General features: G+C 51.1%; 10 protein-coding genes. 4 read left to right on the top strand and 6 right to left on the bottom strand.

Annotated features, from left to right (window positions below; genetic code table 11):
- Positions 1-19 precede the first annotated feature (19 nt).
- Complete coding sequence (locus L1278_RS08795; protein ID WP_253402958.1) at positions 20-544, bottom strand: GNAT family N-acetyltransferase; 525 nt, start codon at positions 542-544, stop codon at positions 20-22.
- A 250-nt stretch (positions 545-794) separates the two neighbouring features.
- Between L1278_RS08795 and L1278_RS08790 the strand changes: the two genes are divergently transcribed.
- Complete coding sequence (locus L1278_RS08790; RefSeq protein ID WP_253402956.1) at positions 795-1040, top strand: glycine zipper domain-containing protein; 246 nt, start codon at positions 795-797, stop codon at positions 1038-1040.
- 120 nt (positions 1041-1160) lie between these two features.
- Here the strand turns inward: L1278_RS08790 and L1278_RS08785 are convergent, their stop codons facing one another.
- From L1278_RS08785 to lpdA, 4 genes are all read right to left on the bottom strand, one after another.
- Positions 1161-2384, bottom strand: coding sequence for a DEAD/DEAH box helicase (locus tag L1278_RS08785; RefSeq protein WP_253402954.1), 1224 nt, complete (start codon positions 2382-2384; stop codon positions 1161-1163).
- Positions 2385-2571: 187 nt separating this feature from the next.
- A complete protein-coding gene (locus L1278_RS08780) occupies positions 2572-3690 on the bottom strand; it encodes an acyl-CoA desaturase (RefSeq protein ID WP_253402952.1) in 1119 nt (372 codons plus the stop codon).
- 215 nt (positions 3691-3905) lie between these two features.
- Positions 3906-5018 carry an acyl-CoA desaturase gene (locus L1278_RS08775; RefSeq protein ID WP_253402950.1) on the bottom strand — a complete coding sequence of 371 codons (1113 nt, stop codon included), beginning with the start codon at positions 5016-5018 and terminating at the stop codon, positions 3906-3908.
- Positions 5019-5378: 360 nt separating this feature from the next.
- Entirely contained in the window at positions 5379-6773 is a 1395-nt protein-coding gene (gene lpdA, locus L1278_RS08770) for a dihydrolipoyl dehydrogenase (RefSeq protein WP_253402948.1), read from the bottom strand.
- A 212-nt stretch (positions 6774-6985) separates the two neighbouring features.
- Here lpdA and L1278_RS08765 point away from each other — a divergent pair, with 212 nt between their 5' ends.
- A complete protein-coding gene (locus tag L1278_RS08765; protein ID WP_253402946.1) occupies positions 6986-7654 on the top strand; it encodes a tetratricopeptide repeat protein in 669 nt (222 codons plus the stop codon).
- A 261-nt stretch (positions 7655-7915) separates the two neighbouring features.
- On the opposite strand, the gene L1278_RS08760 is transcribed toward L1278_RS08765, so the two are convergent.
- The gene (locus L1278_RS08760; RefSeq protein ID WP_253402944.1) at positions 7916-9250 is read right to left on the bottom strand and encodes a peptidoglycan DD-metalloendopeptidase family protein; all 1335 of its coding nucleotides are present in this window, start codon (positions 9248-9250) and stop codon (positions 7916-7918) included.
- Positions 9251-9527: 277 nt separating this feature from the next.
- Here L1278_RS08760 and fabG point away from each other — a divergent pair, with 277 nt between their 5' ends.
- Positions 9528-10274 carry a 3-oxoacyl-[acyl-carrier-protein] reductase gene (fabG, locus tag L1278_RS08755; protein WP_253402942.1) on the top strand — a complete coding sequence of 249 codons (747 nt, stop codon included), beginning with the start codon at positions 9528-9530 and terminating at the stop codon, positions 10272-10274.
- A 175-nt stretch (positions 10275-10449) separates the two neighbouring features.
- Positions 10450-12531 carry a VWA domain-containing protein gene (locus L1278_RS08750; protein ID WP_253402940.1) on the top strand — a complete coding sequence of 694 codons (2082 nt, stop codon included), beginning with the start codon at positions 10450-10452 and terminating at the stop codon, positions 12529-12531.
- Positions 12532-12728 lie beyond the last annotated feature (197 nt).

Raw genomic sequence — 12728 nt, 5'->3', positions numbered from 1 at the left:
AGAGAATCGTTTCAGCGCATCAGGCAATGTCTCTTTTCATGATCACCATGCCGCGGTATATCTCCTTCATCTGCTCGAAGTCGAGCTCGTCGGTTCCCCACCGCACAAAGCCATTCTGCTCATAAAAGTCCACGGAACGGCTGCTATCCATGGCTCTGAGCCAGACAACTCGCTTGCCGCTTTCAAGGGCATACTGCACTGTAAAATCCACGGCCCATTTACCGATGCCTATACCTGAAGCGAGGTCAACCAGGTATAGCCGCTCCAATTCAAGGCACTCAGCATCTGTATAGCCCTCCAACGCCTTGTCTTTATTGAACTTCATAAAACCCACAGGCGCATCCTGGTACTGGATCATGAAATAAGACGAGTTAGGATTAGCCAGGTCATGGCGCAGCGCCTCCTCCGAGAAACACCGGTCGAGGTACCAGGCTCCGCCATCGTGCCAGAGGTACGTATAATGGTCGTTGTAAGCCTCTATGGCTATGTTCCGCAGATCGGTCAGGTCTGCAAGCAGGCAGGGGGATATGGCAATGTCGGTCATGTAGTGTCTGTAATAGAAATTGCTTAAGCCAATATACTACGGCGCGATTGTTTTTTTGCTGCGTGAGGGCTTAAATTTCTATTTCCGGCCAATAATTATTTCATACCCCTTCCCAAATCAGGCCTGCACTTCAGGTTAAAATTGCACTATTTCGAAAGGGACCGAAAACAACACATACGCACAATTCGTATAACATTCACTTGAAAACCAATGAACTATGAAAAATATAAGAATATTAACCTTTGCAATAATGTCAGTATTTCTACTAGGTGGTTGTGCTGGCACAGACGGTTGGAGCAGTAAAAAGAAAGGCGCCGTGATAGGCGGTGCAGCGGGTGCAGCCACAGGTGCTGCCGTGGGGGGTACCTCCGGTGCGGTGATTGGTGGCGCGGCAGGTGCAGTCGGTGGTGGAGCCATCGGCCGCAAGAAAGACAAGAAGAAGCGGGAACGCCAGCGAGAGCGGGAGAATTACCAGCAGCCACAAGACGAGCGATAGGCTATACCTGTCGTTGATAACAAAACAGGCCATCGGGAAACCGGCGGCCTGTTTTATTTGGGTAAAATTAGGCTAGATGACAGACAATTGCGGGAGCTACGTGCACCAGGTACTCCTATGCTATCGTCTCCCCCGCTTGCCTTTCCCTCCCCTGCCTGAGCCTTTGCGCTTGTCGTTTTTAGAACCAGCGGCTGCATCCATAAAATCCTGCGTGGTGAGCGGAAAAGGATGCTGGTCTACTACAGGTATAGCTTTGCCGGTCAGGTTTTGAAGGGCGATGAGTAATGGGGTTTCGCTGGCGCCGCAGAAGGTAATCGCTATACCTGCAGCCCCCGCCCTGCCCGTGCGGCCGATGCGGTGCACATACGTCTCCGGCTCAAAAGGCAGTTCGTAGTTAATCACATGCGATAGCTCCTCTACATCAATTCCCCGGGCGGCTACATCAGTCGCCACCAGCACACGTGTTTCGCTGTTTTTGAAGCTCTCCAGCACTCGCTCCCGGTCACGCTGGGCGCGGTCGGCGTGGATGGCCTCGGCGGCTATACCTACGGAGCTGAGTTCTTTGGCCAGTTTGTCAGCTCCTTCTTTGGTGCGTATAAATACCAGCGTGCGGTCTATACCTGTATGCTGCAACAGGTGCAGCAGCAAAGGCATTTTGTTCGCTTTCTTCACATAATACAGTTCCTGCCGGATGGTAACTGCCGTCGATGAGATAGGCGTCACTTCTACCGTCACAGGTTCTGTCAATATCTTCTTAGCCAGCTTGCTTACCTCGGGGGCCATGGTAGCCGAAAAGAACAGAGTCTGTCGTTTTTCAGGTATGGCATGCAGCACCCGACGGATGTCCTGTAGAAAGCCCATATCGAGCATACGATCGGCCTCGTCGAGAACCAGCAGCTGCACGTGCTCCAAGTCCACAAAACCCTGGTCGAGCAGGTCCAGCAAACGGCCGGGTGTGGCTACGAGAATGTCTATACCTGCCTGCAACGCTTCGGTCTGCACTTTGTACGGCACGCCGCCATATACCACCAACTGTTTCAGGTCGGTATACCTGCTGTAGGCTGCGAAACTATCGCCTACCTGACTGGCCAACTCGCGCGTGGGCGTGAGCACAAGTGCCCGGATGATGCGCGGCACAGGTATAGCCTGCCCGTGTAGCAGCTGCAATATAGGTATAGCGAAGGCCGCCGTTTTGCCTGTACCCGTCTGGGCCGTCGCCAGCAAATCGCGGCCCTGCAGCACTTCAGGTATAGCTTGCAACTGGATGGGCGTGGGCAGGATATAGCCCGCCTCTTCCAGCGCCTGCAGGATGGGCGAAATCAGGGATAGGTCTTTGAATGTCATAATAGCTTCAGGTATACGTGGTTAGCCAGGTTGTGCGGCCAACGCTGGTGCAAAGGTATAGGGTAGCCCGGCAAGGCGCTATACCTGTGTGCAACAAAAAAACGGCGGGAGTGTATTCCCGCCGTTCTTGATTTGCTGTATTCTAAAGGTCTTTTGTCCTTTATCAAATAGTCTTTTGTCAAAAAAACTACGCCATCACCTCGTTCAGGTTCGGCAGACGCAGTCGCCCGAACCGGTGCAGGGTGCTCAAATGTGAGTGCACGGCCTGCATGAAGGTTTTGCTCTCGATGTAGGTGAGGTTAAATTCGGCAGCGGTTTGCTTCACGATTTCCGCAATGGCCGGGTAGTGCACGTGGCTGATGCGCGGGAACAAATGGTGCTCAATCTGGAAGTTCAGTCCGCCCACATACCACGACAGCCACTTGCTCTTACGCGCGAAATTGGCGGTCGTGCTCAACTGATGGATAGCCCAGTCATTCTCGATTACGCCACTCTCACTTGGCAGCGGATGGCTGGTGCCCTCCACCGTGTGCGCCAGCTGAAACACCGTCGACAGGATAATGCCTGCTACAAAATGCATCAGCACAAAGCCGGCCAGCACTTCCCAGAAAGGTATACCAAAAATCAGAGTAGGGGCAACGAGAATAGAGAAGAAGTACAGCACTTTAAATGCAACGATCTTCAGAAAGGCCACTGTGTTTTCTGATTTGGAATTTGCGTTTACCCCGCTCTTGATATACTTGAAGAACTGCACAAAATCTTTCAAAATGACCCAGTACAGGGTAAGTAGTCCATAGAAAAACAGAGCGTACGCCCACTGCAGCCTGTGGATCAACTTCACGTCGGTGTGCGGGGAAAAACGTAGTACGACCATGTCGTCGATGTCCTCGTCCATATCCACTACGTTGGTGTAGGTATGGTGCAGGATGTTGTGCTGCAGTTTCCAGTTAAAAGCGGAGGCCCCCAGCAGGTTCACCGAGTGCGCCATCAGGTAGTTCACTGTCTTGTTTTTGGAGAAAGCGCCGTGGTTGGCATCGTGCATCACACTCATGGCCACGCCGGCCACGCCCAGGCCCATCACAAACCACAGCAGCAGACTAATGCCTATACCTGGTGTGAGGGCAAGCAGAACCGCAAATGGCACCACATACATCAGCAACAGCACAATGCTCTTTACCAGCAGGCTGGAACTGCCGGATTTGGGCAGGTTATTTTCAGAAAAATAGGCATCCACACGTTTGCGGAGCGTCGGGAAAAACAGACTTTTTTCTTTGTTAACGAATTTTACTTTGCCTTTAAGCTTCATTTAATCTACTTGATAATCTTTATTCAAAACTCACCCGAGGGAGGTATATCCTACGAATCAGTCGGTTATGTGTTTGTCTTTGCCGCTCTAACTTGTGATTTTCTGCTGTATGCAAGCGCTGACCAAATCAATTTTGCCAGTCAGATATGCAAAAGCGGCTACAAATATAGAGTAGAAATGTGGGAGTATAAGCAGGTGCGGGTAATTTGATTTTGTTAGCCGATGGCCTCGTTCATATTTGGCAGTCGGCCAAAGCGATGCAGCGTGGCAATGTGGGAGCGCACGGCCTGCCCAAAAGTCTCATTCTCGAGATAGGGAACGCCAAATTCTTCGGCCGTTTCTTTCACAATACCTGCGATGGCCGGGTAATGCACATGGCATACACGCGGAAAAAGGTGATGTTCCACTTGGAAGTTCAATCCTCCCACGTACCACGACAGAATTTTGTTGTGGCGCGAAAAGTTAACGGTGGTGTTCATCTGGTGTATCGCCCAGTCATTCTCAATCACACCGGTCTCGTCCGGCCTCGGGTGCGTGGTTCCCTCTACGGTATGCGCCAACTGGAATACGACCGTCAGGATAATACCGGCCACAAAGTGCATCAACAGAAAGCCTAGTAATACTTGCAGAAAAGGAATTCCGAAGAAAAGGGTCGGCACCCCAAACATGGTAAAGAAGTACAGCGCTTTCATGGCAACCAGTTTCATGAACCAGTTCCTGTTCTCAGCTGCCGTGTTGTTGTTGACACCGTTCTTTTTGAAAAGCGCATACTGCACAAAGTCCTTGGCCACCACCCAATAGAGTGTGAGCAAACCATAGAATACAAACGCGTACACCCACTGCAGCTTATGAAAGAACTTCACTTTGCTGTGGGGATTGAAGCGCAGCACTAGTCTGTCCTGAATATCCTCGTCCAGGTCTACCACGTTGGTGTAGGTATGGTGCAGGATGTTGTGTTGCAGTTTCCAGTTAAAAGCGGAGCCACCCACTAAATTTAAGGTATGGCCCATCAGGTCGTTGACACGCTTGCTCTTGGAAAAGGCGCCGTGGTTGGCGTCGTGCATCACGCTCATCCCTATCCCTGCCACGCCCAATCCCATCAGGAACCATAGCAGCAGGCTAACGCCCAGTCCGGGTGTAAAAACAAGCAGGGCCACAAAAGGCAGAAAGTATGTGAGCAACAGCACCACGCTCTTTACAATCATGGCGGTGTTGGCAGTTTTGGGGATATTATTCTCAGCGAAATAAGCGTCTACACGCTTGCGGAGTGTCGGAAAGAACAGGCTTTTGTCCTTGTTGACAAACTTGACTTTGCTTTGCAGCTTCATAGTTTTTAGGGTGTTGTGTGAAAAATCAGAACTCACACGTAGGGGCAAAAAGGCACAAAGAGTGAACTGAGGATGTACTAAGTTTCAATATAAAAGAGAATTCGGCTTAATTAAGTTCAGAACTATTGCGTCACCCCATGACTCTTTTGCAACTTGCTTCAGCGTTCAATTCCTGATTACGAGCGATACGACAGGTTTTTACACACCTGACAATGTTCGCAATATAGTCAAAATCACATAAATAGTAGCTCCTGCACTTCAAATATAGAGCCAAAAAAAATGCTAGGCTAGACCAGCAAGTACAAAAAAAGGCCTGACCAGATAAATCCGGTCAGGCTTTTTTAAGCTATACCTAAAAAATTATAGGTGAATCACTTCGTCGTAAGCAGCTGCGGCGGCTTCCATGATGGCTTCGCTCATGGTTGGGTGCGGGTGCACCGACTTAATGATCTCGTGACCAGTAGTTTCCAGTTTGCGGGCAACCACTATCTCGGCAATCATCTCCGTTACGTTGGCGCCGATCATGTGCGCGCCCAGGAACTCACCATATTTCGCATCGAAGATCAATTTTACGAAACCGTCTTTGGCACCGGCGGCGCTTGCCTTGCCGGAAGCTGAGAATGGGAACTTGCCTACTTTGATCTCCAAACCTTGCTCGCGAGCAGCTTTCTCTGTCAGACCAACCGAAGCGATCTCAGGAGAGCAGTACGTACATCCCGGGATGTTACCATAGTTCAACGGCTCCGGATCGTGACCAGTGATGGCCTCCACGCAGATGATACCCTCGGCAGATGCTACGTGCGCCAGCGCTGGGCCTGGCACGATGTCACCGATCGCATAGATACCGTCCACGTTGGTTTTGTAGTACTCGTCCACGATCACGCGGCCTTTGTCTACTTTTATACCCAGCTCCTCGATACCGATGTTCTCGAGGTTGGTCTGTATACCTACCGCCGAAAGCACTACTTCCGCTTCCAGTGTTTCTTCACCTTTCGCCGTTTTCACTTTCACTTTGCAAAGGTCGCCGCTGGTATCTACTGACTCCACTGAGGAATCGGTCATGATGTTGATGCCTGATTTGCGGAAAGACTTCGACAGCTGACGCGATACTTCTTCGTCCTCTACCGGCACAATGTTCGGCAGGTACTCCACGATGGTCACTTTCGTGCCCATGGCGTTGTAGAAGTAAGCGAACTCCACGCCAATGGCGCCGGAACCTACTACGACCATGCTCTCTGGCATTTTGTCAAGATTCATGGCCTGACGGTAGCCGATGATCTTTTTGCCGTCGATTGGTAGGTTAGGCAGCTCGCGGGAACGGGCACCTGTTGCCAGGATGATGTGGTCTGCCTCTACGGTGTCTTTTTTACCGTCTGCATCGGTCACCTCAATTTTGCCTTTGGCTACTACTTTGCCGGTACCCATGATGGCGTCGATCTTGTTTTTGCGGAACAGGAACTGAATGCCTTTGCTCATGCCGTCGGCCACACCGCGGCTACGCTTGATCACCGCGTTGAAGTCTACAGAGGCTTCTCCGATCGTAATGCCGTAGTCAGCCGCATGGTTGATGTATTCGAAAACGTTTGCGCTCTTAAGCAATGCTTTGGTTGGGATACAGCCCCAGTTCAAACAGATGCCGCCCAGCGACTCACGCTCGATCACACCTACTTTCAAACCCAGTTGCGACGCGCGGATAGCCGCTACATAACCGCCCGGGCCGCTACCCAACACTACCAAATCGTATTTTGATGCCATAGTTTCTCTTTTTTAAATGCTGAGCAAAATTAAACGATAATCCCAACATCACAAAACCAGTTCTGCAACAGTGTGATCTGAGTTAAACATAGCACTATAAAAAGGCAGCACGCAGGTATTACCAAGAATTGCTACAAAAAACAGCATCGCTGTTCGGTATTGCACTGAACTATTGTATTTTGCGCGCTATAACATGAGGTAACCCCTACTGCATGAAAACAATTTTACTTCTGATCATACCTGTACTTCTTGCGCTACCGGCTTTTTCACAGAAGGCCGCAACGCAGCCTGCCCCCAAGAAAACGGCGCTGCAGCATTTCAATGCTGGCAACCAGAAATTTAAGTCTGGCAAATATACCGAGGCCATAAAGGAGTACAGCGAAGTGCTGAAGCAGGAGCCCGAGCACATCGTCACGATGACGAACCGCGGCATCGCCCGCGACCGCATACTTGACTACCGCGGTGCCATTGCTGACTTTGACAAAGCCCTGGCACTGGATCCTAAACACGTGGAAGCGTGGGTAAGCCGTGGCCTTTCGAAGTATAACCTACAGGACTACAAGGGTGCACTCATTGATTTCAACACAGCCGTTTCGATCGATCAGCTGCAGGCTCGCACATACAACAACCGTGGCCTGGTGCGCTTCGCCCTTAAAGACTACCGCAGCGCCATCATCGACTACGGCCGCGCCATCACGCTGCAGCCCAACTACGCCGAGGCCTACTATAACCGGGGAGCGCCCAGGTATACCAGCGGGGACATAAGCGGTGCCTGCGAAGACTGGGTAAAAGCTGAAAAACTCGGTTTAAAAGAAGCTGCTCAGTATCTGAAACAGTTTTGCAATCAGAATTCTACCGCTGCCACAAATCCGACTAAGTAAAGTGTCTTTTTAGGAGAGGAGCAGAAGGCGTTGTCCATTATAGTTATCTAAAGCTTTTAATGTCATTTCGACTTGGGGGTAGGGGCCCTCGTTTCAGGAGAAATCTGAATTATTGTCCAGATTTTAAGTGCTCCAGATCTCTCAATTCTTTCGATATGACAAAAGGAATCCAAGTACAGGTATAGCCACGAACCCTCATCGGCACAAAACAAAAAAGGGACGCTTTGCAGCGCCCCTTTTTTGTTTCACTTATAATAAACGTTATACCTCTTCTTCATTAAAATTCTTCTGTTGCTCCGTAGCCAGCAGTTCCTGCTGCAAGCCTTTGGGCTCAATCGCCATTAGTTTGCCCTCCAGTTCAGACTTCAACTCTTCAAAAGCCTCTCTGTACTTCTTTTCGATCGGGTGGGCGGACGGCAGCTTCACTTTCAGGGCGTCCACTTGTCGGCCGTTTTTCCAGAAGCGGTAGCACAGGTGCGGGCCTGTCGCCAGGCCGGTGCTGCCTACGTAGCCGATGGTCTGGCCCTGGCTAACGCGGGAGCCACGTCTGATGCCTTTGGCAAATTTGGACATATGCAGGTACTGGGTGGTATAGGTCTTGTTGTGCTTGATCTTTACATAGTAGCCATTGCCCCGGGTATAGGACGCTTCCAGTACCACGCCATCTCCCACCGTCCGGATCGGTGTGCCACGCGGAGCGGCAAAGTCGGTGCCCAGGTGTGGCTTGTAGCGCTTCTGCACTGGATGGAAACGATTCTTAGTAAAGCGGGAGCTAATGCGACTGTACTCCAATGGCTCTCTCAAGAAGGCTTTTTTCAGGCTTTTTCCGTCCTGGTCGTAGTAGCCGGCTTTCTTGCCTTCCTGGTCAAACGCAATGGCATACAGTGGTTTGCCTTCGTGCTCAAAATAAGCAGCCTTGATCTTCCCGAAACCGATCACATTACCGTTCACCTGCCTTTCATCATAGATCAACTTGAAATGGTCGCCGGGCTGCAGACGGCTCAGGTTGAGGCGCCAGGCGTAGATATCGGCAAAGTGGTTGACCAACTGCGGCGAGCCACCGGCAGCCAGAATAGATTCGAACAGGGAGCTTTCAATAAAACCGGCTATGGCACGCTCCACCACTTCCACTTCGCGCTTCTCAAGGCGGACGTCCAGTTCCCCGTTCAGGTCATAGATCACATATTCCACCTCGTTTGGTTCATAGATAAAGTAGCGGGCCGTTTGTGCAGAGTCCTGGGCATGCAGAATAATGTAGTTGCGCCTGGCGTTGATGCGGCGCACATCGAATATCTTTTTTGATTTGCGGGCCAGTTGGTCGATGGTGACCGGCGAGATGTTGAAGCTGGCAAGGATCTGCGAGAGGTTCTCCCCTCTTTCCACGGTGCCTTCTACTATTTCGAGTGTGTCGGTGGGGATGCCGAAGATGATCGGGGCAGGTTTTTTGACCACAACGGCTGGTTCGGGCTCCGGTTCAGTTACTATTTTATCTTCTGAGAAATGGAATTTTTCGAAGCTGATTGTTTGCGCTGCCGTGATAAACACGAACATCGACACCGCGATCAGGATGGCTAGTCCGACACTACGTTTGAACATTACAAGGTACCTTTGGTTGGAAGAATGGCACGAAAATATGGTTTAACCGATAGAAATAAAAATATTTTAGAACACAATATTCAGATTATAAATATGTTGCAGCCTATATTCAGAATTAAACTATATCATCAAAGTGGCTTAACACGCATTACCCCGATTGCACTTTTGCTCGTTCACATCACCTTAACCAACTAAAAATCAGAAAATTGTAGCCATCTAAAACTGGAGAATGCGGCGGCCCTTCTGAATAAAAAAATCTTTTATAACTTTGGCCCCTATGAAAGCACTAGAAGGAAAAGTAGCCCTCGTAACCGGGGCATCAAAAGGTATAGGCCGCGCCATCGCCGAGAAGTTGGTAGAGATGGGCGCCCAGGTAGCATTCACCTACCTCTCAAGCGTTGAAAAAGGCCAAGCCCTGGAGCAGGAACTGACTGCCAACGGCGGCAAAGCCAAAGGTTTTCGCTCCGACGCCTCTGACATGGCGCAGGCTGAGAAGCTGATCGAGGATGTAGTAGCGGAGTTTGGCAAGATCGACATCCTGGTGAACAACGCCGGCATCACGCGTGACGGTCTGCTGATGCGCATGACCGAAGAGCAGTGGGATGCGGTGATCAATACCAACCTGAAATCTGTGTTTGCTTTAACGAAAGGTGCCACTAAGCACATGATGCGCGCCAAAAACGGCTCGATCATCAACATCACTTCGGTGGTAGGTATAAAGGGCAACGCCGGACAAGCCAACTACTCCGCTTCTAAGGCAGGCATCATCGGCTTCACGAAGTCTGTGGCTTTGGAACTGGGCTCACGCAACATCCGTTGCAACGCGGTGGCCCCGGGCTTCATCGAAACTGAAATGACAGGCGAGCTTGACCAGAAAGTGGTTGACGAGTGGAGAAAGGCCATTCCGCTGAAGCGTGGCGGCACGCCCGAAGACGTGGCCAACGCCGTTGCCTTCCTGGCCTCTGACCAGTCGTCTTACATCTCCGGCCAGGTGCTACAGGTAGACGGCGGCATGCTGACCTAAGTTTAAGAATTGAGGAGTTTGAGAGTTTTGAACTCTCGGACTTTCAAATTATATATTAGACCAATGCTAAAGCGTTTACGTTAGTAGCATTGGTCTTTTTCTTTTATCTTTAATCCTTAGATTTTTCGATTCTTTAGAAGAACAACTTCTTAAACTCTCTAACACTTAAACTTCTTTGGATTCCTTCCGCCTCATAACGACTTATTCGCCCTGGCTGATTGTGGCCTGCCTGGCTGTTGGGGCGCTTTACGCCTGGCTGCTCTATAGCAAGCGTACACCCTGGTCCGCATATATAAACTATACCCTGGCGGCGGTTCGCTTCATGGTGGTGAGTTTTCTGTGTTTCCTGCTGCTTGGTCCGATGGTGCGCTATGTCACCAGCAGCACGCAGTCGCCTACCATTGTGTTTGCAGTGGATAATTCGCAGTCCGTGGCGCTGTTTTCCGACTCGGTGCAGCTCCGTCAGGTGCAGCAGGGGTTGCAGAACCTGCGCAACAAACTGCAGGAGCAGGGTATACAGACCGAGGTACGTGTTTTAGGTGAAGCGGAGGCTCCCCAAAATTTAAGTGAATTGCAGTACGAATCGGAGACTACCAATCTGAGCGAGTTGCTCCACAAGGTGCAGCTTGATTTTGAGCAGCAGAACCTGGCCGGTGTCGTCCTGCTTTCGGATGGCATCGTGAACCAGGGCACCTCCCCCACTTACGCGAATTTCAACTATACCATATACCCTGTAGCCATGGGCGATACCGTGCCGAAGAGAGACATCGTGATGGCTTCGCTGCGCTACAACAAGGTAAACTACAGTGGTAACCGTTTTCCATTGGAGGCCGAACTACAGCAGCAGGGCTTTGATGGCAGGTCCGTAACGGTGCAGCTGAAGGAGAACAAGAAGGTGATCGAGCGCAAAACCGTTACCCTCAAAGCCGGTCAGCCGCTGCAGCAAGTGCCTTTTCAGGTGATGGCCAGTGGTCTGGGCAAGCGCCACTACGAGGTGGAAGTGCTGCCGCAGCAGGGCGAGTTTACGGATCTCAACAACTCCCGGAGCGCGTACATCGATGTGGTGAAAGGCAAGATAAAAGTACTCGTGGCCGCCGCGTCTCCCCATCCCGACATCAAGGCACTGCGTGCCGCCATTGAATCGAACGAGAACTATGAAACCGAACTATTTATACCTGGCCTGACTACACTTAAGCAGCAGGACTACGATGTGGCCGTGCTACACCAGTTGCCGGGCCGCACAGCCGGCGGCGAGGCAGCGCTTAGTCTGGTGCGCCAAAAGAATTTGCCAGCCTTGTACATCATCGGTCCGCAAAGCGACATCGGTAATTTCAACCGCCTTAACGTGGGCATCCGCATCAACACACCCGGGCAGTCCGACGAAGTAACCAGTGTATTCAACCCAAACTTCAGCACTTTTAAAGTAGCCGAGGAAGCCACAGAGCGTCTGCAGCAATATCCACCGGCCACGGTACCTTATGGCGATTACCAACTCACGCCCAACACTGAAACGGTGCTGTACCAGCAAGTGGGGCGCGTGCGTACCACCAAACCGCTGCTCACCGTGCAGACCGTGGGCGACAAACGCAACGCCGCTCTGCTGGCATCCGGCACCTGGCAATGGCGACTTACGGAAACGGCCACCCACGAAAATGCCGCCGTGTACGACAAGCTGATCACCAACCTGGTGCAACTGCTTACGGCTCCCCGCAACAAAAAGCGCCTGAACGTATACCCGCAACTGAACGAATACAGCAGTTCCGACGAAATCCGCTTCGCAGCCGAGGCCTACAACGAAGCCCTGGAACCGATCTACGGACAGAATATCACCCTCAAAATACAGGACACAGAAGGAGCCGAAAAGTCATTTGATTTTGCCAATGGCGAGAACCAGTCGGGTGTGAACATTGGCACCTTGCCGGGTGGCCGTTATACCTACACGGCTACGGCCCGCATCAACGGTTCTTTGCAGCAGGACAAAGGCGAGTTTGTGGTAGAAGAGCGGCAACTGGAAGCCTTACATGCTGTGGCCGATCACAACCTGCTGTACCAGCTCGGTACCAATACCGGCTCAAAGCTTTATTACCCTGCCCAACTGCAACAATTGGAACAAGATATTCTGCAGGCCGAGCACAAGGATCTGATCTACAGTTCTGAGTCGCTCAACGACCTGGTAGACCTAAAATGGTTGTTTTTCGTGATTCTGGCGCTGGTATGCGGCGAGTGGTTTGTGCGGAAGTACAATGGAAGTTATTAGGCCTGCGCTAAACTATCAGGAGTTGACGTTTCGCAATCTTGTGGAGCCAGTGCTATGCGAATTCTCCTTTCGCTAGTGCTTTTACTGGTGTCAATGGCAATTGCCTCTGGTGCGAACTTGCAGCTCGCACCTACATTCCGTAAAGATTAAAATGCCTTTAAGGCTGGCAACATGCTGTCGCCTACTGTTTAATTTGT

The sequence above is a fragment of the Pontibacter sp. HSC-36F09 genome, from assembly GCF_024171605.1.
In the GTDB taxonomy this organism is placed as follows: Bacteria; Bacteroidota; Bacteroidia; order Cytophagales; family Hymenobacteraceae; genus Pontibacter.
This window is presented reverse-complemented; position numbering and strand designations above follow the sequence as displayed.